Genomic DNA, 23,869 nt, shown 5'->3' on the forward strand with positions numbered 1-23,869 from the left:
GCATTGGCGGCGCTGGCGTGGGTCGCGGCGGCCACGCTGCACGAGGGAATGGGGCACGGCCTCGCCTGCTCTGCAATGGGGGGCGATCCAACGAACTGGAGCACCTTCCACTTCGGATGCAACTCACAAGCAATGTCGCTGTGGGGCGGGCGGATCGTCGCAGGCGCTGGAACCGCGGTCAACGTCATCCTCGCCGCGCTTGGCTGGCTCGTCTGGCGAGGAAGCGGCTCGCTGAGGGGGCGGCTCGCCGGTTGGATCGTGTTCGCACTCAACGGATTGACCACCTTCGGCTATCTCGTCTTCTCCGCAGTCTTCGGCATCGGTGATTGGAACGGGCGCGGAGTGATGGCGGGGGTGACCGATCCTGTTCTCGCGCGTGTTGCGCTCGCGGTCGTCGGCATCGCCGGTTACTATGCCGTCGTACGCCTCGCTGCGGGAATGCTGTCGCGCATGCTAGACGGTGAAGGTTTGGCGGCGCAGGCACGGCGGTGTGCGGTCATTGTGTGGATGACGACAGGGGCGATCTCACTGGCTGCGGCGCTGGCGGCGGGTAGTGACTGGCGGTCTACGATCGGCGCGTCGATTGGGGTCGCACTCGGCGGTAATGCCGGCCTGTTGAGCATGGGGCGGTTCGTTAAGCCAACGGCTGCCGCATCGGCGACCACACTTTCGCCAAGTTGGCTGCTACGCGTGGCTGCTATCTTCGCGACGGTAGCGTTTGTCGCGATCCTAGGGCCGGGGATCGCCTTGTAACGCAACGGACTAGGGGCTTCGCTGAGCAGTCAGGGGACTGCCTGCGGCACTACCTCGCCTAGGACATGAATGAGTGTCTGAAGTTGAGAAGCGGGGAAGGGCACTCGAATGGCGGGGTATGGGTCCTCGCTGCGCGAGGGCAGGCAAGGAAAGCTATCTGCGGTACGCGGCTTGAAAACGGTCGGACGGCAGCCGTCTAATAACGAACATGACTGAATTCGATTAGGGGACGTCGCGTAGAACCGGTATAGATATATGCTAGCGTCTGAGCAGCGCCGACGAACGGAGCGGGCCGTTACGCCGAAGGCAAGCTAAGCGTCGCAATGGTTCCGCCATTCGGGGCATCGGCCAAGGTGAAGTCACCGCCGTACCCGGCCGCGAAGTCGCGGACGATGCTGAGGCCGAGGCCTGCTCCGCCCGTATCGCGATTGCGAGAAGCGTCGCCACGTTCGAACGGACGCAGCAGACGCTCGCGATCCCCGGCTGGAATACCGGGGCCATCGTCGATTATCGATATGCAAACGTTGGTGCCGGCCTGGCGCACGGTAAGCCTGCCGCCTCCTGCATAATCGATTGCGTTGCGCAGGAGGTTCTCGACCGCGCGCCGGAAGGTGAGTTCGGGCGCCGCAATTCGCGCCTTGTCGCCGGGCAGGAGCCGGAGAATCGTGGTGCCCTGAGTCATATCCTCGACAATTGCGTCGAGCAGAGGCCGGACATCGACCACTTCGGCAGGCGCAGCGGCGTCGCGTGCGAAAGCCAGAACCTCCCCGATCATCGCCTGCATCCGTTCGACATCTTCGACCATGCGGGCACGCTGCGGTTCGGGCGCGGCCTCGATCCGCAAGCGAAGGCCGGTCAGCGGCGTGCGCAGGTCATGGGCAATCGCGGTTAGCATTCGCGAGCGTTCCACCGCCTCGATGGCGAGCCGGTCGCGCATAGCCGCGATCGCCGCAGCCGCTTCGCGCAGTTCGCGCGGTCCTTCGTGCGGGAGCGGGACTGCGCGATCGTCGTCGAGCGCCCCGGCGAGGGCGCGGAAGGGACGGGTCAGTCGTCGCGCGAAAATCCACGCGATAGGAGCAAGCAGCAGAAGGCTGATGGCCAGCGCGATCAGGATGTTGCGCTGCCACCCGCCAAGGAAGGGTCGCGTCGGTTCCACGCTGAGCCAGCGACCACCCGGCTGTCGTAGGCTTGTCGTGAAGGCGGTCATTGGCAGGCCGATGAGTGCGGAGCGGACCACGCCGCCCGCGGCACCTGGCGCGACCATATCGAAACGGCCCTGCGCCCGCTGTACGAGGACGAACGCCGGCGGCAGTGCAGCGGCACCGGGGCTTCGCACCGTTTTGATTGTCGTTTTCCGCACATGTATGCCGATCTGCGCCGTACCGTCCGGCCATGTCACCCGCACATCGCGTGGAGACCGGCCAACCTCGGCTGCGATCAGTCCTTCCAGCATCGTCAGGCGTGCACCTTGAGGCGGCTCGGCGACGAAATAGCGATCAAATCCGGGAACAGGCCTGTGCAACGCTTCGATAGCTTTGCTCGCGCTGATGCGAAGTACGGGCGGCTGGGGCGCGAGGATGACGATCGCGGCGGTGGTGGCGACGCTCAATGTGGCGACGGCAACGCCAAAGCCACCGATCGCCACGAGCGCACTAGGTGTGCGTCTCATGCAGCATGGACCGTCGGCAGGAAGCGGTATCCGACACCGCGCACCGTTTCGATCAGGGGGGCCGGATGCGCCTCGGCCAGCTTACGACGCAGGCGGCTGACGGCAATGTCGATCGCCCGATCATAGGACGCGGCATCCAGCCCGCGCGCGAGGTCGAGCAGTGCATTGCGTGTGAGGATGCGGCCTGGGCAGCGCACGAATGCCGCGAGCAATGCGTGTTCGCCCTCGCTTAGTGACAGCGCGCGTCCGTCGGGATCGCGCAGCCGTCGCTCGGCCATATCGAGCCACCAACCGACGAACACCACTCCGCAGGATGCGCGGGCGGTAGTGGGACGCTCCACCCCCGGCCTTCGCAGCAGCGCCCGCACCCGTGCCAGCAGTTCGCGCGGCTCGAACGGCTTGGATAAGTAATCCCAGGCGCCGACTTCCAGCCCAACGATCCGGTCGGTGACGGCGTCGAGGGCGCTGAGCATCAGAATCGGCGTGCCGGCGGGGGCAAGGCGGCGGCACAGCGACAGCCCATCCTCTCCCGGCATCATCACGTCGAGCACGATCAGATCGACGGAAGCTTTGGCCACTTCGCGTTCGCACGTCGCAGCGTTGCCGGCGGTACGGACCGCATAACCGTGCCCGCCAAGAAAATCTGCGAGTGCATCGCGGATGCTGGCATCGTCGTCGACGATGAGGATCGTGCTGGCGGCGATGAGCTCGGGTTCCATGGCTGTGCTTCTACCAACGCTATGTAGCATTTGCGTATCACGGCACGCTACCGAACGGCCATCACGAGGCTACCCGAATCCGCTCGAACGCCAGCCGGACATACGGTTCGTAGGAAATGGCATGAAGGCTGGACATGGGCTGGTGGCAGGATTGTTGGCTGGCGTGGCGTCGGGTGGGCTTGACGCACAGACGCCAGAGTCCGCCGCGTCCTCCCCGCCGGTCCAGGTTCCGGCACAGCCGGGCCGGACGGATCTACCGATCGACACTCGGCTTCCCTCCAAAGACGCCGCACCCCGGATGGAGTTTCGCAGTGCCGACGGGAAACCTCTGCCTCCCGAGATCCAGCTTCAGCTCGAAGAACAGTTCCGCAAGAACCCGTCCTCTTTGATGAGGGCGGCGGGTGGGTCCGGTGCAGGCGCGAACGGGAGCGACATCGTGGTGAACGGACAACGGCCGCGCGGTGCGGTGGTCGGCGACCTCCCAGCCGAACGCACGTTCAATCAGCTCGATATCAGGGCGTTCGGTGCTGACAATATCGGCGCGCTGCTGGAGGCGATCGGCCCGCAGGTGGCAAGCAACCGCGGGCGCGGGGACAGCGGCCCCGTCACATTGCTCAACGGGCGGCGCGTGTCGGACTTCTCCGAGATCGCGCGCATACCCACCGAGGCGATCGAGCGGATGGAGGTATTTCCCGAGGAACTGGCGCTCAGATACGGCTATCGCGCCGACCGGAAGGTCGTGAACGTGATGACGTACGAGCGCTTCACCTCTCGCGTCGGCCAGGCAAGCTATCTCGCGCCGACTGAGGGAGGGCGCGACACCGGCGTCGGCCATGTCGACTATCTCAAGCTCCGCGGGGATACCCGCATCAGTCTGGGCGCAACGTACAACCGGGCCGCGTCGTTGCTAGAGAGCGACCGGGATGTGCGGCAGTTTTCCGGATCGCCGGAACTCGGTCGTTTCCGGACGCTGTTGCCGTCAAGCGAGCAGGGCTCCGTCAACGGGCTGATCAGCGGTCATGTCCTGAACGACGTGTCCGCGACACTGAACGCCCGTTTCGACGCGAAGAGCAGCGTAAGCCTGCTCGGACTTGGCGAGGATGGTCCGCTGCGCCGCGACAGCGACCGGCGCGTCGGACACCTCGGCACCACGCTGGGCGGCAGGAGCGGGCGGTGGCTGTGGACGTTCACCGGCAACTACGACCGCACCAGTACCAAGGTACGCACGGACATTGCCGATGCAACCGGCAGGCGCGACGAGGCACGGTCGATCGACACGCTTGCCAATGCCGATCTGCTGATGACCGGCCCGGTCCTGGAACTACCCACAGGACCAGTGTCGGCGAGCCTGCGCGGCGGTGTCGATGTTCGCGGCTTCGAGGGCCGATCGTCGCGTGGCGGCGCGGATGGCCAATCCGACCGCTCCCGCGGCCAGGCGTCGGCGCAGGTCAGTCTCGACCTTCCCCTTTTGAGCAGTACCGGCAGGATGGCGTCCCCGATCGGCAACCTTTCCGCCAACATGAACCTCGCGGTCGAGCGATTGTCCGATGTCGGCAGCCTGCGAACCTTCGGCTACGGTTTTACCTGGTCGCCGGTGGATGCGGTCGGCTTCATTGCTTCCGTCACCGACGAGGAAGGCGCGCCGACGCTGGAGCAGCTCTCCGGACCCTTGCTGGTCACCCCCAATGTCCGGACGTTTGATATCAGCCTGGGCGAGGTGGTCGATGTCACGCGTTTAACGGGCGGCAATACGGCCCTGCGTCCCGACGATCGTCACGTCGTCCGGCTGGGGCTGAACGTCCGCCCCCTTACCCGCACCGACCTGACTTTCAGCTTTGATTATGTCGCCACGCGGATCGACGACCCGATCGCCGCCTTCCCGATCGTGGCACCGCGGATCGAGGCCGCCTTCTCTGATCGCTTCACGCGCAATGGCGAAGGGCGAATTCAGCGGATCGACGGACGTCCACTCAACTTCGCCGAGGCCCGTCAGGAGCAGGTACGTTGGGGCATCAACTTCACCCGGCCGCTGGGACCGGTGCCCCCAGCCATCCAGAACGCCCGGGCGCGGATGTTTGCGAGCGAGGCGGAAGCCCGGCGGGCGCTGCCGAACGCCGTCTTTACCCGGGCCGAGACGGGGAGCGCGATGTCTCGAAGTGTTGCCAACCTGACGAGCCGGATGTTCGTCAGCCTATACCACAACTGGTATCTGCAGGATGCGATCACCCTGCGGGCGGGACTTCCCGCGCTCGACCTGCTGGATGGCGGTGCGGTCGATTTCAGCGGTGGCAGGCGTCGTCACGAGGTCGAGTTCCAGGCCGGCGCTTTCAAGCGTGGTCTGGGTGCCCGCGTTACGGCCACCTGGCGGAGCGGGACCTGGACCCGCGGATCGGGCGACGCCGTGGACGACCTGCGCTTCGACGAATTCGCGACGGTGAACGTCAACCTATTCGCCAACATTGCTGAACGCTTCGGCGGTTCCGACGCCCCCGCATGGCTGAAAGGTACCCGTGCCACCATCGGCGTCACCAACCTCTTCAAGACCCGCCCGAAAGTGCGCGACCTCGCCGGCGGGACACCGCTAAGTTACCAGCCTACCTATCTCGACCCGCTCGGTCGCGTATTCAGCTTCAATCTGCGGAAGGTCTTCTGATTGGTCGGGCGGCGCCATGACCTGTCGCCAAGCAGGTGTTCGCCGACGCTTCCAAAGCGGAGACCAGGGCGGAACGCCCGAGCTTTCACGAACGGGATCCTTTTGAGAAAGCGGGCGGTGCATCAATCAAGACCGAGGCTCGGCATCGGCTCCGCTGCCAATATGGATGGATGGCAGAAAGTGGGGAGCCGAAACGGGCGGGGAATGTCCGATACTGGGTCTCCGCTGACGCAAGGTTCTGACCGGAAGCCTCACGCGATCTGCCACCTTATCGCCTTAAATACCTCGCATGATATCCCAAGTTTCGTTCCGGACCGGCGAAAGAAGGCAGGCCGGACGTCGGTAGGAGGCTGGAAGTTGCGCTTCAGAGTATTCGCGAGCTGGCTTCTCCGACTAGGCGTCGTCGCCTTATTCTCCAGTGGGTCCGCCATACATGCGGGCGACGTTAACCGTACCGCGATAATTGCTGAAAAATCGAACGCTGTACAGAAAGTCGACTGGAGGCCTGTAGTTAGTGGGCGTCTTCCGAACGGTGTACGCTATGCGATCCTCCCGAGGCAGGGAGACGAACCAGGCATAGGCCTGCTCATGCGAAACGAAGGTGGCTTCATCGAGGAGCAACGGCCGGGCGAGCGCGGGTTGACACACCTCATCGAGCATCTCGTATTCGTCAGTCCAACGTTAAACGCGCCGAACGATCTGCATTATCTGCCGAAGATCGGTTTGCCGCTGACTTTCCCCGCACCTTCCGCCGGAACGACGAGCTGGCGCGAGACCAATTACTTCGTGTCGACCAAGACGACGCGGACGGCCGACTTAGACACATTGCTGCGTCTGTTCCGCGAGGTCGCGACCGATCTCACGTTCAGGTCCGATGCAGTGGACGACCAGCGTGCGGACGTGATGCGCGAGATGGCTGGCAGGAAGCCCGGCAACGTGATCTACGCCGATTACATCGCGGACGTAGCACCTGGATCTCCGACCGACGTGATCGATGGGCAGAATTCTGACGACGTACCGACAGCGAGCGTGGAAACGATCCGCGCCCTATACCGCCGCCTGTACCGACCAGAAAACATGATGGTCGTGATCGTCGGAAACGTCGATCCGACCACCGCGAAGGCTCTTATCGCCCAACGTTTCGGAAGTTGGAAAAGCATCGGGTCGCCGGTCGTCCACGTCCCTGTTCCGCGCTTGCGTTACGATCGCATCGCGCCGATCAGTTTCTCGGCTCTGCCGCAGGGCCGCAGGACAGCGCTGATCACCGTGGCGATGCCGACACTTTCGTCACGCGGCTCCAAAAGATCGCAGATGGACGCAGAGCTCATGGACAGGCTGGCGATCCGCGCGGTCAACAATCGACTGGCAAGAGCTCAGCCTGGCAGTCCGTCGGGGAAGGTCGGAATGTTCATCGAGAATGGTGAGCAAGGCCACCGGCTTATCATGCTGTGGGACAACTTCACGGGCGACGCATGGCAGCCAGCACTGGTCGACCTCAAACGTACCACATGCGGACTAGGTACGGCGGGCCTCTCTGCAGACGAATGGGACAGGGCGAGGCGTGACCTGATCCAGGAGCTCGAGCAGATTACTGGAGACATGGGCCACGCCAAGAACGTCGAACTGGCAAAGGATCTATCTCACGCCATCGCCGCAGACAGGAAGCTGATCGCTCCGAGCGCTTTGCTGCGGCGTGCTCGGATCTGGTTGCCGACGATCGATGCAAGCACTGGGAATGCTTGGTGGCGCCAGCAATGGCAGAGCGGCCACGAACATGTCCGGGTCGAAGCACCGGAGCTTGCCCGGGTGGTGGACCCTCGTCAGGCGATACGGACCGCACTGGATGCAGCATCGTCGCGGGCGAGCTGCCACTAACTACGACAATAGCCAGGCCGGAACAGGGAGACACGGATGGGAATCGTCCTAATCGTCGCAGCGGTCGCATCGCAGACCGGACCTATGACGGTCGTTCCAAAGGTCGTGGATTTCGACCTTGCCAAGGTGCGCCCCAGAGAACCGACGTGCTTGGATCGAGGGCAGTTAGACGAGATCATCGTGTGCGCTCCAAAGGGAATGGACATCTGGCTGGGTGACGTAAGCGGATTTGCTGCCAAGCCCCTCATTGCCGAATTCAAAGGGCCGTTAAACGCCGACACGACCATCCACGTCATTCAGCAAAAGAGCCCTGTTGCCACGACCCCGGCAGCGGCTGTGACATTTAAATGGCGTTTCTAGTAGCTCCCTGTCGCGGAAAATCTCGCTTTCAACAGCTATCCAGACTGGACCGCGTCTGCGGTCGAAAACCGTATAACGATCTAGGCCATGGCCGTGGTGCGTCCGCCAAGACGTGTTTCCAGATTGTTTTGATCAGACGACATTAAAAGCGAACAGGGAGACCATCTGGCCGGCTAACGCATCGAGAACGAACCAGACTCTGCTCATGCCCTTCCCATTTCCCGAAAGCGCCGCATTCCGAACACGATGGCTCGCTCCACTCTGACCAACCCATTCGCGAGACCGTCACGATGATCGAATATCACAGACTTCGTGATCCCCGACCCACGAGATGCCAGTTACAGGTTATTGCTTATCGGACGGCGCTCGCCATTCTGGCAGGGTGTGCGGCATGTTCCGGGGAGGGAACGGCTCAGGAAATACCTCCGGAGGCACCATCGTCCGGCAAGGACGACATCGTCATCACGGCTCAACGGATCGCCGGTAGCGCGGTTGGAGCGGTAGATCCGACCGCGACCTTGGATCAGGCGGCGATCCAGGCGCTGGGAGCGACCGATCTGAAGACTTTGCTTGAACGCCTGAAAACGCTCACGACGTCGGCGAGCGGCGGTGATCCGGTCTATCTGCTTAACGGTCGGCGGATGTCGAGCATGAACGAGCTCTACAGCCTGCCGCAGGAAGCGATGGAGAAGATCGAGGTCTTGCCGGAGTCCGAAGCTGCACGCTTCGGTTTCCCCGCCACTGTTCGCGTAATGAACTTCATCACCAAAAAGACGTTTCGCGCCGTCAAGTATCAGCAGGCCACCGGCACCACGACGGAGGGTGGGGGCGAGACGAACTATGTCGAGGTAACCGCCGCCCGTATCGACGGCCCGCGCCGCGCGACACTGACCATATCGCATCTGCGGCTCAACCCGATCCTGCAAAGCGAACGGGCGATCGTGCCCGATCCGGACACGCTGTATGCCCTTGGCGGCAATATTGCGGGGGTAGGCGGGGGTCGCATCGATCCCGCACTGGATGCGCTGGTCGGTAATCCAGTTACGATCGCCGCAGTGCCGAACGATCCGGCAAGTCGGCGGACGCTGGCAGGCTACGTCTCCGGTGCCGGTGCCGGTGCGCCTGCAGTTACCGATGTCGGGCGCTATCGCTCACTCCAGCAGCGCACCGACAGGATCTCCGTCGGCGGCACCGTCGCGGCGCCGATCGGCAAGTCGATGAGCGGATCGCTAAATCTGTCGATGGAAGCGCAGCGGAGCATTGGCCTGAACGGTCTGGCGCCCGCACTGCTGAACGTACCGGGAGGGGGTGGCGCGCTGCCCTTTGCCGACGACGTCCTGCTATACCGCTATCTGCCCGACGCGGTTCTCCGGCAGCGAAACACGAGCCTGACCCTGCATGGTTCGGGATTGTTACAGGGCAGTATCCGGCGCTGGGGGTGGAACGTCACGACCAGCTACGACCGGGTGCGGGGGCTTGCGCGTTCGCAACAGGGCGTTCCGATCGACGACTTGCAGGCCTCGATCGATGCCGGCGGCGATCCGCTGGCGATGCCGAGCCCCGAAGCGTCCGCGCTGCGTCAAGACTATCGAAGCCGGACCGTGACGGGCACCTTGCTGACGAAGGCGGTCGCGAACGGTCCGCTAGTCAAGCTGCCGGCCGGCGATGCGCAGATCACGCTGACGGGAGATTACGCAAGATCGAGCAGTTCGGGCAGCCTGCCGGGTCTGCAACAGTCGACGCTGGACCTCACGCGCACGACGAAGGGGGCAAGCGTCAATGCGGATCTTCCGATCGCCTCGGCCAATCAGGACGTCCTTGCGTTCCTCGGGCTGTTGTCGGTCAACGCTATGATCGGGGTCTCGAACGTGTCCGACTACGGTCGGCTGGTGAGTTCCAACTATGGCCTGACATGGTCGCCGGTGCAGCCGATCCAATTGATCGCGTCGGTCAACGAAGCGCAGACTCCGCCGGCAATCGCGCTGCTGACCAATCCGACGGTCACCACCCCGAACACGCCATTTTTCGACTTCACCACCGGCACCAGTGTGTTCGTCACGACGATCGCCGGTGGTAATGCCGCTCTGGCCCAGGAGCGCCGAAGGATCGTCACGCTGGGTGTGGCCGTATCACCGATCAAGGCAAAGGATCTGCGGCTTACCGCCAATTATCTCGAAACGCGCATCGGCAATCAGACAGCGACGTTGGGCAGCGCCACCGCCGCATTCCAGAGCGCGTTTGCCGCCGCGTTTCAGCGCAATGCCGCAGGGCAACTCGTCAGCGCCGACCTCAGCCCGGTCAACATCGCGCGCGAACGCGAAAAGAAGATGCAGGTTACGCTCAGCCTGTCGACGCCGATCGGTCGTACCCCCCGGCCGCCGACGCCGCCCGCCGGCACCGCTGCGAAGGACAGCCCGCCGCCAGCCGCGCCCAAGCCCAGGCCGCAAATCTATGTGTCGATGACCACGACGTGGCGGCTCAACGGTCGCCTGTCGTTGCGCAGCGATTTACCGGCGCTGGACTTGCTGGATGGCGACACGCTGACCGGCACCGGTGGGCGGGCCCGCTGGGAAACCGAACTGAACCTGAGCGGATCGCTCGGGGCTGCGAACATTGGGCTGTACGGCCGGTTGCAGGGGCCGACCCGAATCCGCAGCGACCTGGCAGCGTCGGACCTCCGCTTTTCGGGGCGGACGTGGCTCGTGCCCTACGCATCTCTCAAGGTCGACCAGATCGTTAAACGTCCCTGGGCAAAAGCCATGATGCTGCAGTTCACTGTCGAGAACCTGTTGAACGATCGGATCAACGTGCGTGATCGGCTTGACCGCGTCCCAAACCGTTTCCAAGCCGCGTACATCGATCCGTTAGGTCGCTCCGTCCGGCTCGGTCTGCGCAAGCTCTTCTGAGACGTGAGCCTCGCGGATTGCCGCAAACGGTGGGTGTTTGACGCGGCTCTAGCTTGCCGGATCGGTTCCTGCGGCTTTAGAGGACGATGTGCTTCGACGACCGTCCTCCCGATTGTTAATTCTTGATCCAGACGATCGCGTTTTGGTGTTTCGCTTCGAGCATAAGGAGGGCGCCCTGATCGGGCAAACCTTCTGGGCTACGCCCGGAGGCGGCCTTGCCGAAGGGGAGGCCTTTGAGCAGGCGGCTATCCGAGAGCTGTTTGAGGAAACAGGTGTCGTGATCGAAACAGCGGGCCGCCAAGTCGCACAGCGGCTCGCATCCTTTGTACTACCTACTGGCGAGATAGTTGAGGCGGACGAGCGATTTTTCGTTGTTCGGGTCCATCGAAGTACCGTGTCGACCGCTAACTGGACCAAAAATGGAGCATACCGTGATGTCCGTCCACCGGTGGTGGAGCCAAGCGGAACTTAAGGTAACCGACGAACAGGTCTGGCCTGAAAATCTGTGCCACATGCTCATCGGAACCGGGGAGTGGACCGCGGCCCCGCGGTGATTGGTCAGTTACGCTATCGCCGTAAAGACTGGCTTCAGGTCCGGCGGACATTAACGAATGGCGGAAGTTGGGAGGTCGAAATTCGCATGGGAATGACCGGTTGTGGGTCTTTTTAATTTTTAACCGAAAGATCGGTGCTATGTTGTAAATGCTCCTGCTGCTTTCGATCATCAATATCGATGTTGATACCCAGCCACCTGACGATCTGTCCGTCCTTGGCGCACAACGGAACGGCATGCACACTCATCCAACGGTACTGCCCGTCCTTCCCTCTTAGCCGGTACTCCGCGTCAACCGCTTGCCGATCGTGTACGGTCTCACGCCACTTCTGCATCGTAGCTATTCGGTCGTCGGGATGGATGGCGGTTAGCCAACCATATCCTTTCCAATCGTCATAGCTTTGACCGGTATAGGCCCGCCAGCTGGGACTGTCGGTCTCAATAAGACCATCCGGCGCACTCTCCCAAGTTGTTGCGGCGATGCCGGTAGCGGCTAATCGTTCATACGCTTCGCCATCACTGAGCATGTCGTGCGCGACCGAATGGCTGTCTGTGCGTCCTTCCGCGACCGAGACGTAATCAATCGCATCACGTTGGTTGGGACTGCCGGTATTGACAGGCGGACTTCCAAGGCGGCTTTTTCGCTCTGCCTTTCTCCGCCTCAGCACTTCGTCCGCAGCCACCAGAAGGCAATTCATGCTCTGATTGTTACCAGTAGAGCGGCTTGATCCGACGCTGGCGGCACAGTTAACCGAATGGCCCTCTAACACATAGGAGCGGTTCAAGACCTGTTCGATGCGTAATCCTTGTTGCTCAACGTCAAAGTCAGACTCGGAGTCCATTTGCACGACGACAAATTCGTCGCCTCCAAGCCTAACAACCATGTCTTCAGGATTTATAGATGTCCGCAACCTATCGGCGACCAAGCATAGCAAGCTATCGCCTACCTGGTGACCAAGCCGGTCGTTGACCGGCTTGAAGTCGTCGAGGTCGACATAGTGAAACGCGATACGTCCGTGTCGCTCTGGCCGGGCGTTTGTCTCAAATGCCTCGGCGAGAGCCAGCCGGTTGCCAAGCCCAGTGAGGTGATCCGTTTTGACCTGACGAGCAAAGGCGTGTCGCGTTGTCGTCTTTGCCAACTGCGAACGATATCGTTGGCTAGCGCTACGAAGGCCGCCTGTGAGCAGCGCAAATAGGCAAAGAGCCGAAACGATCGCATTCGGATCTCCCCGCAGTAGAAGAACTAAAGCTGGCGGGATTACCGCGACAATCAGGCTCGTAATCACGATGTAAGGGCGCATAGCGACCGTAGATGCTGCTCCTGCGGCGTATCCCACGACGAGAATGCCGATGGGCATCTGCCATTCTGCAAGCGGCAGCATGTACGATCGTGCGGCAAATAGACCGAAGACAGTCGCGAAGGCCCAATAGGTGAGTGCAAACCGGCGCTCAAAACGCTTGGCAGTGAGTAAGGGCATTTCGGGGTTATCGCACAGCCGTCTCCCGCGGATCAAAACGGCAAGGCGGGCTACGCTCGCGATCGTTCCTATAGCGACCAAGCTCGCTAGAGCGATATCCCGTGAGGCGTGAACGCTGAGCACACCAACCACGAGGAACAGCAACGTCATGATCGCTGCGGGCATGCGCGTGCCGCACAGACTGGCAACAAGCTCGACGTACGTTCCGTCAGGAATGTCGCGAACGAATGGGCTCTCAGTGGCTTTCACACGTCTCTAATTAAACGCAAAAGGTGAAGGCATTCTATCTGAACGCTTCCCTCAGGACACGGGGGCTGGCTTAATTAATGCGAAACACATGAGCCGGTGTTCGAAACTGGGAAGCGTACCGTCCGCCGTAGACGGCGGTTGATGGGTCCTATCAGCCCCACTCTGTCGGGCAGTGCCGTCCACAGTCGGCCATCCATCGGGTGCTATAGTAGGTCCATACTTTCTGGGAACAGTTGACAGATAACTCTACTTAGGTTGAGTAAAAGCATGGCCCGTAATCGTCGACCATCGAAGCAAATGCTCCTCTTGCTGGAGGCACTGTCGGCGCACACTCAGCAGTGGCGCCACGGCTACGATCTGATGAAAGAGACGGGGCTCCTGTCTGGAACGCTGTACCCGCTACTGATCCGCATGACCGACCAAGGGCTTGTCGAGGCCGAGTGGCGTGAACCGGAACACCCTGGCCGTCCTGCTCGACATGCATACCGTTTAACGAGTGCTGGAGTGGCATTTGCGCGTATGGCCACACCTGCCGGCCCAATGACTTTCACCAAGGCCGCCTTCGCGTGAAATCAGCTGTGTCGCGAGCTCTGCTGTCATTGGCCAGTCGGTCTCTCGGCTCGGATCGCCGAACATGGGCGATGGCCATGGAAGCGGAGTTCGAAGCTGCGGTGGAGGATCGGCGTCCATTCCAGTTCGCTCTCGGCTGCCTGTTCGTAGCGTGGCGAGAGATCGGGAAGCACAGCGAAGGACGCCTGATCCTTGCGAGTTACGCGCTTGCTCTGGGGTTACTCATTCCGATGGCAACTCTGCAGTTCCAGCAGGCGGTCGGCTTCCTGTCTTCGGCAGACGGTCCGCCTTTCGTTATCCCAAGCTCCGGCGACGGACCGAACCTCTATTTGATCTGGTCTCAAAACAGAGCAATCCCGATATTGCTTATCACGTGGCTTCTGCTCGGTATGGCGCACCTTTGTCTCGCGTGGATGCTCGTAGAGGGGGATTGGCCGCGCATCGTAAAGTGCGGCACGCTGATTGGAGCAGCAATGATCACGTTGTCGCTGTTTATGGGCGTATTGATGCTCGATCTGTCGTCATTGGGGGTGCCAATCGCGGAGCTGGTGATCGAATTTGTGGCGGTGGTAGCCATTTCGCGGTGGCACATTCGGATTTCATCGGACGCCTCATCCGAACTGCTCGCCCGGTAGTGTGAGGTGCTTTCGACGATCCGGGCGAACGACCGGAACTTTGCGGAGTCACTTGACTCTTAAATCTACATATGTTGCTCTGTGCCTACAGCGAGGGTGGTAAGGTTCGACGCTTACGGCCGACAAAACGCCGCCTAGGTGTGGGCAGAACCGACGGGGACACAGTGTCCGACGCGGTGAAAGGGGAGCGAAGATGTGGCGAGTTATCAGTTTCGGTGTCGTCGCTGCCGGCACTGTCTTGCTCATCACTCTTCTCGTCTTCCCGCGTAAGCCTGTCGTTGATGCCGGGGAGGCCGGCCTATTCGCCAACGACTGCTGCGGCACGGTAAAGCTGGCCGACGGCAAGATGCTGCTCAATGATCAGCGGACGGTATCCTACATTGTCGCGAGAGATGCAGATGGGCCGTACATCCTGCCCCACGTCGACGTCGGCGTTGTAGCCGATCAGGGGCTCGACGTGGATGGAACACGCTCGGTGCGCAGGCTGCGCCTTGACCGGCTACCTACGCCGAGCAGGATTACGTTACATGAGGGTTTGACACCCTATGATTTCACAAGGTCAACGCCACGTCTTCGCAAATAACTTCGAAGGGGCCGTTCATCAGCTTGAATGATTTGGTCAGAGCCGCCCTAGCACCACTCATAAATCTACATATGTTTCTATAATGCGGAGCGATAGCTGCTGAATGTTACGAGCGGTTGTTCGGCAGCGAACGGTGAAAGGACTTCGGCACGGCATACCGGCCGTGCTGCTTGGTGAGGAAGTGGAGCAACAATGAAAACCATGACTAGTGCGTCCCGCGGCTCGCCCTATAGGATGCTGACGGCCCTTCTTCCGCTTCTCGCGACAGGCATCGCCGGCCGCGTAGAGGCGCAGCCACAGGCAGAGGTCGGCATCCCTTCGTCGAATCGCGCGCGCTTGGCCGTGCCCGGGCCGACCGCCACCGATGTTCGCATCTCATCTGAGCCGGGTGTTGTTCTGGCGGGAACGCTGTACCTGCCGGCAGGGCACAGCAAGGGTCCCTATCCTTTGGCCGTGCTGATCGAGGGGAATGGGCCCAATAAACGCGGTGGCTTTTCCGAGATAATTAAAAGACTGTCCGCCGACGGCATCGCTGCCCTGGAATATGACAAGCGCGGTGTCGGGCAGTCGACGGGCACCTACGAGGAGGATGTCGAGCGGCTGACCGCGGATGCCCGCGCCGCGGTCGCGGCGATGCGCCATCGCTCGGATATTATTGGCAGCCACATTGCGTTGGTCGGCCATAGCGGGGGCGGTGTGATCGCGCCGTCAGCGGCGGCTGCCGATCCCGACATCGCGGCCGTGGTGACGCTGGCGGGCAATGTCGGCGACGGGCTGCCCTATGTCAGGAAGGGGCTTTACAAGCAGATGATGAAGATGGTTGGCGGGGGCCGTGACACCCTCGTCGGGCCGGCGACGGATGCGGCCATGGCTTTGCTCCAGGCTCGTGTAGACAGCGGAGATGCGGCAACGATTGCACGTTTTCATTCCAACGCCGTCGACCGGTTCGAGTCAGCGGGGTTCCCGCGCGCTCAGGCGGAACAAGCGCTCGCCATGATCGACGTTCCAGAGGCCTGGGGCGCACGAAAGCTTCGCTCGGCCTCCGATCTCAGGGCCTTGCATATCCCCGTTCTAGCGATCTACGGAACCAAGGATACGCTGGTGGATGACGCACCCGCGGCGCGTGCCGCTTTGGCGAGCAACCGTCGCGCTCAAATTGTAATGCTCGACGGGCTCGGTCATTCGTTCCAAGAAGGCGCGGTTGCAGGCGAGCCGGATGAGGCGTCAAGGTTGGGCCCGTATCTCGGATCGCCTCGCCTCGTGGCAGTCGTTGGCGACTGGCTTCGAGATGCACTGTGGTCGAAAATTGGCACGGGGATGGGACAAGTGCGGTAACGCGCACCCTTTTGCCGCTCGACGACTAATTAACTGCTACTTTTGCGCGCCGGTCTTTAGCCTTTAAAGGGCGTTTGACAGCGCTAAGTCGCCGTCCGCTGCACATGAACCATAATCGGCTACGCGCCTGTCCTGGCTCGAAGCAGCTGTTCCGCTCTCCTCTCCATTCAAGACGTCCATGGCGGGGGATCATGCGCCAAGTTCAGTCAGCGCGGGGGATGAATGAATGTCTTAAGTTGGGGACCGCGGAAAGGCGCGCGAATGTCCGGGTATGGATCCAATGTGCCCCGGCGTCTTCACCCGAGATCAGCTCTCACGCTCATCCAGCAGCACCCGCAGCCGCTCGGCATCGTCAGGCGTGGCGGGGTTGTAGATAATCATCCCCAGTTCCGGCCTTCCTTCGACGGCGAACGACGAAAACTCCATTGCCAGCAGCCCCGCGTCGGGATGGTGAATACGTTTTATTCCTTCGCCGTGAGCGACCACGTCGTTGTCCTGCCACAGCGCTTCGAACTCAGGGCTGAGCCGAGACAACTCCATGACGAGCTTTATCACCTCGGCGCTGGTGCTAGCGCCGGCGCGCGCCACGTCGGCGCGGAAGGCGCCGACGACGAAGCGGGCGATGCTGTCGAAATCGGCATTGCGGGCGCGGACATGGTCGCTGCCGAACATCAGACGCAGAATGTTGCGCCCCTCGCGCGGCAGCTTGGAATAGTCGGTCAGTAAGACCGCAGCGGCACGGTTCCAGCCGACAACGTCCCACATCGCGGTCTTGATGATCGCGGGGCTGAGCACCATCCCGTCGAGTACCCGTTGCAGGCGAGGGGTGATGCCGTCGACCGGCTGATAGCGGGCTTCTGGCAGACGACCCAGTCCGAGCATGTAGATGTGCTCGCGCTCCGGCTCGGTCAGCATCAGCCCCTTCGCAATGCGATCGAGGACATCCGCAGATGGCGCGCCGCCACGGCCCTGCTCGAGCCAGGTGTACCAGGTCGGACTGATATTCGCGCGGCTCGCAACCTCTTCACGGCGCAAGCCGGGCGTACGGCGGCGACTGCCGCTGAGCCCGAAAGTCGCCGGGTCCAGGCGAGTGCGGCGGTCGCGCAGGTATGTGCCCAGCGAATTTGGTGCGTCAGTAGACAAGATGTATCCTGTTGCAGCTTATACCACGATAAGCTCACTACTTTAACAGGGTCGGGCGCAAGGCGATACATCCCTCGTCAACGAGGAGATTTCCATGCGCGTGTTCTTGACCGGTGCGACCGGCTTTATCGGCTCCCATGTCATTCCCGAGCTACTCCACCGCGGTCACAATGTGCTCGGGCTCACTCGCTCCGACGCGGGCGCGCAGCAGCTCGAAGCGGCTGGCGCCGATGTTCATCGGGGCGACCTGGAACGACCGGAGACCCTTGCGAGTGGTGTCGCTGCGGCTGACGCGGTCATTCACTGCGCATTCGATCACGACTTTGCCAACTTCGTCGAGAATACTCGAAAGGATGAACGCAACATCGCCGCGATGGGCGATGCACTGGCGGGAACCAACAAGCCGATCCTGATAACCTCGGGCATCGGTATTGGAACGCCGCGCAACGGCGGTCCTGCGACCGAGGATGTGCTTAACCCGCTCCACGCCAATCCGCGCATCGTGACGGAGCTGGCCGCCGCAGCGCTGATCGCCCGCCGCATCGATGTCCGCACCATTCGCCTGCCGCAGGTGCACGATACTACCAAGGCCGGTCTGATCACGCCGCTGATCGCCGAGGCCCGCCGTGCCGGGGCGGTGGCGTATCTCGGCGAAGGGAAGACGCGCTGGGCTGCCGCGCATATCAGCGATGTCGCCAAGCTATACGTGCTGGCTCTCGAGCGCGGCGAGCCGGGCGCGCGATACCATGCGTCGGTCGAGGAGGGCGTCGATGCACGCACGATCGCAGAGGCCATCGGCGAGGGAACCGGATTGCCGGTACGTTCGATCGCAACCGAAGACATCGAGCGCTTCTTCGGCTGGATGGCTCCCTTCGCTGCTCTCGACATGACCGCGTCGAGCGTCTTGACGCAGGAGCGGCTGGGATGGGAGCCTACAGGTCCCGATCTACTCACCGATCTCGCCGCGATGATCATTCCGAGCTCATGATCGGATAACAGATCGCCGTTGCACGCTGATGTGAGTAGATTCCGCTGGCGTGCAGCGGCGTGACTATAGCCTGAGGATCACACCATGGCCTCGGCCGGTTACGTGAACGAACGGCCGATTCTGGGATGCCGCGTTCGGGCACTGAACGATCGCTTGTGGGTCTAAAGGCCCGCCGGTCGCCAAGCAGAAAGCCTCGGTATGAAGGCAAGCCGCGATCACGGCAAAAGGGGCACCATCGACATAATTGAGCATTTCGCACCTGACTCTTATGGCCTCCTTATCCTAGCATCTGCGGTTGCGCTTGGCAGTGGCTGGCTTGGCGGCGATAGGGTTGTTGGTCGTGCAGCCATACGTGACCTAGTGAAAAAGGCTGCTCGCTTTAAGGAAGCTGAACGGCAGAGACTAACCATCCATTTGCCCAGCAGAGCACTTACGCGCCGGTTGGATTAGATCGAACGATATTGTAGTGCGCAGCACTGCTCTGCAATGTCCGTTAAATGGGGGTCCGGCTTAAAATGGAAATTCTATTAGGCCTAGTGGCCGTAATTTAGTCTATTCGTGTCCCGAATTCTGTGTGCCACTAGCATGTCGAGCCTGGAACAGCCTTCGTCCTTCCGTGAAGTACACGACGCACAGAACTGCAACGCCGATCGCCAGGTAGCCGAAGGCCAGCGGATAGGTTGTTCCGTCATAGGCCTGCCCGATGATGGAGCCGACGATCACCGCACCGACGCTGGTGATAAAACCCTGTATCGAGGACGCGGTACCGGCGATGTGTCCGACAGGCTCCATCGCCATCGCACCGAAATTCGACCCGCATAGTCCGATGCAGGTCATGCTGAGCGCTTGGAACAGCATGTACGTCTCCAGCGACTCCCGTCCGACGCCGATTACGACGAGGTGGAGAAGCGACAGCATGATCAACGCGAGCAATGCGGACTGGGAGATGAGGCGGGTGCCAAGCCGCTCGACGAGGCGGCTGTTGGCAAAGGATGCACAGCCCATCGAGAAGGCGCAGACGGCGAACAGAATCGTGAAGCGTTCACCGGCATGGAATTCATCGACGAAGATCTGCTGCGCGGACGAAACGAAGGCGATGATGCCGCCGAATGTCATCGACGCCGCCACGGCATAGCCCGCGGAGAAGCGGTTCGTTAGCGTCAATCGGTAGGCGCGGCCGAGCGACGCCCGCGACAAGGGCGACCGACGTTCCACCGGCAGGGATTCGCGTAGACGGACCGTCGACCAGGCAAGGACGACAGCCGCAAAGGCCGCCAGCGCATAGAAGATGAACCGCCAGGGTCCGAAAGCCAGCAGGACCTGGCCGAGACTGGGCGCCATGATCGGTACCAGGAAGAAGATCATCTGGGCGACGGAGAGCGTGCGCGCCATCTGGCGACCCGAATAGCGGTCACGCACGATCGTGACCGCAAGTACACGCGTCGATGCCGACATGAGGCCCTGGAGTGCGCGTGCGCCGAGAAGGGCGGGGAATGTTTGCGAACCTGCGGCGAAGATGCTGGCTGCCACGAAGCCCGCAATGGTGACGAGCAAGATCGGCCTGCGGCCAAATCTGTCTGCAAGCGGGCCGTAGACGAGCTGTCCAGCACCGAAGCCAAGCATGTAGACCGTGATGATCCACTGTCGGTGGTTGGCCGTCGTGACGGCAAGCTGATGGCCGATGTCGGCGAGCGCAGGCAGCATCAGGTCCACGCCCAATGCGTTGACCGCCATCAGCGCGGCGACGAACGCGACGAATTCACCGGGGGGCATGGAGGAGGTCCGCTTATCGATCATCGCCGCCATCTAGGTCGACAATCTGCTGATGACCATGCCCACCAGTACGCTTAAACGGCGGCTCACGAGCAGTGATTTACGCTTAACCTTGGCTTTTCGCAGTGCCGACAAGTTTTGAAGAATTTTGGCGCAATTCTCGTTCGTTGGCAGTGGCCGCGGGCCTCTTGGACAAGCGTCTGAAGTTGCAGAGCCCCAAGGACCAGCTGACCGTCCATTCGGGCGTCCGTGCGGCGTTAACGTGGCTTCTCAAGCCATAAGCCACGCGTCGGAGCTGGCGCCTCTTAGCAGATTTGGTTCTGCTCCCCCCCCTGTCGAACTCTCAACCCGCGCGATTGGAATGCAGGCGGAGCAGTCGCCCGTCAGGTCCGTCTTCCAGCAGCCATAGCGCCCCGTCCGGGCCGGCCATGACCGCGCGGATCCGTGCACCCATGCTCCACCGCTCGACTTCGCTGGGGACCGCGCCGTCGAACGCGATGCGGATCAGCGCTTCCGATGCGAGTCCGCCGACAAAGGCGGAGCCTCGCCACTGCGGAAACATCGTGCCGTCATAGAAGGTGAGCCCGGCCGGCGCGATAATCGGGCTCCAGTACAGCGCCGGCTGCTGGAATTTCGTCTTGCCGGCGGGCGAGACGATCGGCGTGTCGTCGTAGTTCTTGCCGTAGGATACGATCGGCCAGCCATAGTTCCTGCCGGGCTCGATCAGGTTCAGCTCGTCGCCGCCCTGCGGGCCCATCTCGGTCGACCAAAGGCGACCCTTGGCATCGAACGCCAGCCCGTAGGGGTTGCGATGCCCCGTCGTCCAGGTCTCCGCCCGGGTCAGGTTCGGGCCGGGTATCGTGACCTGGCGCACCGGCGCGGTGGCGGCACCGCCGGTATTTTCCGGCGGATCGATGATGCCGATGGTGGTCGCGCCGACCTTGCCGGCGCCGGGATTGCCGGGCGCCGGCGTGCCATCCAGCGTCAACCGCAGGATCTTGCCGAGCGCCTGATCGGGGTCCTGCGCGGGCGTGAAACGCTGGCGTTCGCCGGAGGTGAGGAAAAGATAGCGGCCGTCGGGCGAGAATGCGATGTAGCCGCCGAACTGCCCGCCCTTGCCGCGGGGCGTTTGCCGCCACACAACCCGAAGGTCTTTCAGCACCGGTTGCGCCGCGCCGGGATCGAGCGTCGCGCGCGCCAGCGCCAGACCGTCGCCGCCCGCGCCGGGTTCGGCATAGGTGAGGTAGACGTGCCCGCTCTGCGCGAAGTCGGGCGCGGTGGCGACGAACAACAGACCGCCCTGTCCCTCGAAGTGGACGCGCGGCACCCCGCCGACCGGCGTCTTCACGCCCGCCGCGCTGACCAGCCACAGCCGGCCGGGCTTTTCGGTCACCAGCATCTTCTGGTCCGGCAGAAAGGCCAGCGCCCAGGGGGAGTCGAACGCGGCGACGGGATCGACCTTGAACGGCTTGGACGACGCGGGGGTCGCCGCGCCGTAGTTCACCGGTGGCGCGGGCGCCTGCGAGCCGGCCGGTGGTGCGGCGCGGTCCGTCGGTCCGCAGCCGATCAGCAGCGACAGCGCAGCCATGGACAGTCTAGGATAGGCAGGCACAGGCGATCCTCTCAATACAGGCGGCCGGTGTGTCGCAAACGCGATTGAGCGACCAGCCGATTATCGCGTCGAACGCGTGATGCGTCGGCGCTGGACGTCCGTCCACATTGCCGGGCTCGGATGGCATTTGCCCGGCGTCTCATTGGCTGCTGCCACCGGTCCGCCGATGCCCGGTTTCGCGTGGCGCGGGCGTGATGACCAGTAGCGAGACGCCCTGCCGCGGCAGATCGAACGCCAGCGTGGCGTCACCCCTGCGAGCCGTGAGGCGCGTCGGCGCGGCATCCATGGTCGCGAGTTCGGCGGCGTTCAGCAACGTGGCACGCTGTTCGTTCGTCGGGGCGAGCGGCGATCCCATCGCGCGCCATGCGGCGAAGCTGTTCGAGTGGCTGGCGTCGATCCGGTAGTGGGTCAGTGTCGCGCCCTTGGCAACGGCGCGCGGTAATCGGCGCAGCTGCAGTCGCACCGCGGCTTTCGGCCCCGGCAGATCGTCGTCATGATAGTGCCAGACGAGCACCGCAAGCTTATCGCCGTCGAGGCTGGCGACGCTGCCGACGTCCGCGGTGCCGCGCACGCCCTTGGTCATCACTGTGTCCAACGCGACCTGATGGTCGGACATGGCGGGGACGTAGCGCCCCTTCATCTGTGCGAACATCTTGAACATGTTTATGACGGACAGGTTGATGCCGTTCGAGGTGAGTTGGCGAAAGCCCGCGAACGGTGCCTGATCCTCGAACTCGAACGCCCACGACAGGATGCCCTCCAGATTGAGGCGATGGCGGTCGGCAAGCGCCAGCAGGCGGGGAAAGGATGCCGCGGTGTAGCTCGAGTACATGGTGCCGTTGCGGTACGCATTGGCCGGCCCCTGGCAGGCCGCGCAGCCTTCCGGATCGGATTCGCCGATTACGATGGGTTTGTTGCGGAATGCCGGGTTGGCGCTAATCGCTGTGAATTCATGCTCGGCGGCTTTGAGGTGGGTGTTCAGGCCCATGCGCACATGGCCGCCCTTCGCATCCTGGACCAGCTCGGGCTGGCCCTTGGCATGGAAGGAGAGAAAGTCGGTCGGTGTGCCCGCCGCCTGTACGTGAGCCATGAATGCCGTCAGGAAGTCGTCACCGGCGCCGGCATTGTCCGGTCCTCCGACCCGCGCGCCGGGTAGCGCCCGCCGGACACCGCGCACCGCGGCATCGTGCAAACGGAAGAATTCCTCGCGCGTGCCGCCCCAGTAATATTGCGGCAGGTTGGCCTCGTTCCAGGTCTGGAAATACCAGCTCGCGACGTCTTCGCGGCCATAGCGGTCGACGCAATGACGCACCCACTGGTAGATCAAGTCTTCCCAACGCCCATAGTCGCGTGGTGGATAGGCCCAGCCGGTGCGCAACGCGCCGCTGCCCGGCCGCCAGTCATGCTGATAGGGGACCGGCCTAGTCGACATTGCCTCGGGCATGAAGCCGAGCTCGACATAGGGTTTGACGCCGCGCGCGCGGTACGTGTCGAAAATCCGGTCTACCACGGTCCAGTCATAGACCGGGCGACCGCTCGCATCTTCCGAATAGATTCCAGTGGACCCCCATTTCAGCGCTGGGGTGCCATCGCCCGAGGTCAAAAGGTTATGGGTGCGGAAATACACGTAGTCGGGCGCGAGTTTGCCCAAGGTCGCCAGCGTGGTTCGTCCGTCCTTCATCGTCGCATAGTTTGGCTCGTCAGCGCCGAAGAAGCGCCACACAGGGTCCACGGGCCGTTCGGGACGACCGGCATCGACCTCTACGACCACGGAAAATGCGTCGGCAGCAGGGGTCGGGTCGGCGCTTGCGGGAGCGAGAACGGCGATCGCCGCAGCACCGATGATCATCAACCGTATCATGATGTCGTCACCTGCTCCGCCGGAGACGAACATGATGCGGACGATGTCGTGTTTGACCACGCTAGCAGCGCGACGGCGGCCATCATGACCCGAACCGGAGATTTGAATGGACAGCGGATCTCACGCGGGTTGCTGGCGTCCGGCAATGCCAGTT

The 23,869-nt window shown here is 62.5% G+C and carries 18 protein-coding genes; 11 read left to right on the forward strand and 7 right to left on the reverse strand.

Annotated elements, in window-relative coordinates; genetic code table 11:
• Positions 1-3: 3 nt before the first annotated feature.
• Positions 4-753 (forward strand): hypothetical protein, encoded by a 750-nt coding sequence (locus tag SOM18_RS04415; protein ID WP_320481374.1) that lies wholly within the window; start codon positions 4-6, stop codon positions 751-753.
• A 295-nt stretch (positions 754-1,048) separates the two neighbouring features.
• On the opposite strand, the gene SOM18_RS04420 is transcribed toward SOM18_RS04415, so the two are convergent.
• Together SOM18_RS04420 and SOM18_RS04425 are read right to left on the reverse strand one after the other, a co-directional pair.
• On the reverse strand, positions 1,049-2,422 hold the full coding sequence (locus tag SOM18_RS04420) for a HAMP domain-containing sensor histidine kinase (protein ID WP_320481375.1): 1,374 nt from the start codon (positions 2,420-2,422) through the stop codon (positions 1,049-1,051).
• On the reverse strand, positions 2,419-3,141 hold the full coding sequence (locus SOM18_RS04425) for a response regulator (RefSeq protein ID WP_320481376.1): 723 nt from the start codon (positions 3,139-3,141) through the stop codon (positions 2,419-2,421). Before SOM18_RS04425 ends, SOM18_RS04420 begins: the two co-directional genes overlap by 4 nt.
• Before the next feature lie 121 nt (positions 3,142-3,262).
• Here SOM18_RS04425 and SOM18_RS04430 point away from each other — a divergent pair, with 121 nt between their 5' ends.
• From SOM18_RS04430 to SOM18_RS19410, 5 genes are all read left to right on the forward strand, one after another.
• Positions 3,263-5,794, forward strand: a complete 2,532-nt coding sequence (locus tag SOM18_RS04430) for a TonB-dependent receptor (protein WP_320481377.1) — start codon at positions 3,263-3,265, stop codon at positions 5,792-5,794.
• 588 nt (positions 5,795-6,382) lie between these two features.
• Positions 6,383-7,669, forward strand: coding sequence for a M16 family metallopeptidase (locus tag SOM18_RS04435; RefSeq protein ID WP_320481378.1), 1,287 nt, complete (start codon positions 6,383-6,385; stop codon positions 7,667-7,669).
• A 36-nt stretch (positions 7,670-7,705) separates the two neighbouring features.
• A complete protein-coding gene (locus SOM18_RS04440; protein ID WP_320481379.1) occupies positions 7,706-8,029 on the forward strand; it encodes a hypothetical protein in 324 nt (107 codons plus the stop codon).
• A 290-nt stretch (positions 8,030-8,319) separates the two neighbouring features.
• A complete protein-coding gene (locus tag SOM18_RS04445) occupies positions 8,320-10,935 on the forward strand; it encodes a TonB-dependent receptor (protein ID WP_320481380.1) in 2,616 nt (871 codons plus the stop codon).
• An 88-nt stretch (positions 10,936-11,023) separates the two neighbouring features.
• Entirely contained in the window at positions 11,024-11,407 is a 384-nt protein-coding gene (locus SOM18_RS19410) for an NUDIX hydrolase (RefSeq protein ID WP_414712099.1), read from the forward strand.
• Positions 11,408-11,601: 194 nt separating this feature from the next.
• On the opposite strand, the gene SOM18_RS04450 is transcribed toward SOM18_RS19410, so the two are convergent.
• Positions 11,602-13,131: a diguanylate cyclase domain-containing protein gene (locus tag SOM18_RS04450; RefSeq protein WP_320481381.1), complete on the reverse strand. Its 1,530-nt coding sequence runs from the start codon at positions 13,129-13,131 to the stop codon at positions 11,602-11,604.
• Positions 13,132-13,482: 351 nt separating this feature from the next.
• Here SOM18_RS04450 and SOM18_RS04455 point away from each other — a divergent pair, with 351 nt between their 5' ends.
• The 4 genes from SOM18_RS04455 to SOM18_RS04470 all read left to right on the forward strand — a co-directional run bounded on the left by SOM18_RS04455 (position 13,483) and on the right by SOM18_RS04470 (position 16,338).
• Entirely contained in the window at positions 13,483-13,785 is a 303-nt protein-coding gene (locus SOM18_RS04455; RefSeq protein ID WP_320481382.1) for a PadR family transcriptional regulator, read from the forward strand.
• A gap of 77 nt (positions 13,786-13,862) precedes the next feature.
• On the forward strand, positions 13,863-14,420 hold the full coding sequence (locus SOM18_RS04460) for a hypothetical protein (protein ID WP_320481383.1): 558 nt from the start codon (positions 13,863-13,865) through the stop codon (positions 14,418-14,420).
• 193 nt (positions 14,421-14,613) lie between these two features.
• Positions 14,614-15,003 (forward strand): hypothetical protein, encoded by a 390-nt coding sequence (locus SOM18_RS04465; protein WP_320481384.1) that lies wholly within the window; start codon positions 14,614-14,616, stop codon positions 15,001-15,003.
• A 192-nt stretch (positions 15,004-15,195) separates the two neighbouring features.
• Positions 15,196-16,338: an alpha/beta hydrolase gene (locus SOM18_RS04470; protein WP_320481385.1), complete on the forward strand. Its 1,143-nt coding sequence runs from the start codon at positions 15,196-15,198 to the stop codon at positions 16,336-16,338.
• Positions 16,339-16,644: 306 nt separating this feature from the next.
• Here SOM18_RS04470 and SOM18_RS04475 read toward each other — a convergent pair whose 3' ends face one another.
• On the reverse strand, positions 16,645-17,481 hold the full coding sequence (locus SOM18_RS04475) for a helix-turn-helix transcriptional regulator (RefSeq protein WP_320481386.1): 837 nt from the start codon (positions 17,479-17,481) through the stop codon (positions 16,645-16,647).
• A 94-nt stretch (positions 17,482-17,575) separates the two neighbouring features.
• Between SOM18_RS04475 and SOM18_RS04480 the strand changes: the two genes are divergently transcribed.
• Positions 17,576-18,469, forward strand: a complete 894-nt coding sequence (locus SOM18_RS04480; RefSeq protein ID WP_320481387.1) for an SDR family oxidoreductase — start codon at positions 17,576-17,578, stop codon at positions 18,467-18,469.
• A gap of 552 nt (positions 18,470-19,021) precedes the next feature.
• On the opposite strand, the gene SOM18_RS04485 is transcribed toward SOM18_RS04480, so the two are convergent.
• The 3 genes from SOM18_RS04485 to SOM18_RS04495 form a co-directional block, all read right to left on the reverse strand.
• Entirely contained in the window at positions 19,022-20,275 is a 1,254-nt protein-coding gene (locus SOM18_RS04485; RefSeq protein WP_414712100.1) for a multidrug effflux MFS transporter, read from the reverse strand.
• Between the two features lie 310 nt (positions 20,276-20,585).
• The gene (locus SOM18_RS04490) at positions 20,586-21,830 is read right to left on the reverse strand and encodes a PQQ-dependent sugar dehydrogenase (protein WP_320481388.1); all 1,245 of its coding nucleotides are present in this window, start codon (positions 21,828-21,830) and stop codon (positions 20,586-20,588) included.
• A gap of 163 nt (positions 21,831-21,993) precedes the next feature.
• Positions 21,994-23,703 carry a GH39 family glycosyl hydrolase gene (locus tag SOM18_RS04495; RefSeq protein ID WP_320481389.1) on the reverse strand — a complete coding sequence of 570 codons (1,710 nt, stop codon included), beginning with the start codon at positions 23,701-23,703 and terminating at the stop codon, positions 21,994-21,996.
• Positions 23,704-23,869: the final 166 nt, after the last annotated feature.

The organism is Sphingomonas sp. CFBP9019 (assembly GCF_034045155.1).
Classification (GTDB): domain Bacteria; phylum Pseudomonadota; class Alphaproteobacteria; order Sphingomonadales; family Sphingomonadaceae; genus Sphingomonas; species Sphingomonas aerolata.

Bases quoted from the DNA above. Each gene is read 5' to 3' on its own strand.
- SOM18_RS04435 (WP_320481378.1), top strand. From the start codon at position 6,383: ATGCGAAACGAAGGTGGCTTCATCGAGGAGCAACGGCCGGGCGAGCGC.
- SOM18_RS04420 (WP_320481375.1), bottom strand. From the start codon at position 2,422: ATGAGACGCACACCTAGTGCGCTCGTGGCGATCGGTGGCTTTGGCGTT.
- SOM18_RS04425 (WP_320481376.1), bottom strand. From the start codon at position 3,141: ATGGAACCCGAGCTCATCGCCGCCAGCACGATCCTCATCGTCGACGAC.
- SOM18_RS04455 (WP_320481382.1), top strand. From the start codon at position 13,483: ATGGCCCGTAATCGTCGACCATCGAAGCAAATGCTCCTCTTGCTGGAG.
- SOM18_RS04470 (WP_320481385.1), top strand. From the start codon at position 15,196: ATGAAAACCATGACTAGTGCGTCCCGCGGCTCGCCCTATAGGATGCTG.
- SOM18_RS04430 (WP_320481377.1), top strand. From the start codon at position 3,263: ATGAAGGCTGGACATGGGCTGGTGGCAGGATTGTTGGCTGGCGTGGCG.
- SOM18_RS04445 (WP_320481380.1), top strand. From the start codon at position 8,320: ATGATCGAATATCACAGACTTCGTGATCCCCGACCCACGAGATGCCAG.
- SOM18_RS04480 (WP_320481387.1), top strand. From the start codon at position 17,576: ATGCGCGTGTTCTTGACCGGTGCGACCGGCTTTATCGGCTCCCATGTC.
- SOM18_RS04465 (WP_320481384.1), top strand. From the start codon at position 14,614: ATGTGGCGAGTTATCAGTTTCGGTGTCGTCGCTGCCGGCACTGTCTTG.
- SOM18_RS04495 (WP_320481389.1), bottom strand. From the start codon at position 23,703: ATGATCATCGGTGCTGCGGCGATCGCCGTTCTCGCTCCCGCAAGCGCC.
- SOM18_RS04490 (WP_320481388.1), bottom strand. From the start codon at position 21,830: ATGGCTGCGCTGTCGCTGCTGATCGGCTGCGGACCGACGGACCGCGCC.
- SOM18_RS04450 (WP_320481381.1), bottom strand. From the start codon at position 13,131: ATGCCCGCAGCGATCATGACGTTGCTGTTCCTCGTGGTTGGTGTGCTC.
- SOM18_RS04440 (WP_320481379.1), top strand. From the start codon at position 7,706: ATGGGAATCGTCCTAATCGTCGCAGCGGTCGCATCGCAGACCGGACCT.
- SOM18_RS04485 (WP_414712100.1), bottom strand. From the start codon at position 20,275: ATGGCGGCGATGATCGATAAGCGGACCTCCTCCATGCCCCCCGGTGAA.
- SOM18_RS04460 (WP_320481383.1), top strand. From the start codon at position 13,863: ATGGAAGCGGAGTTCGAAGCTGCGGTGGAGGATCGGCGTCCATTCCAG.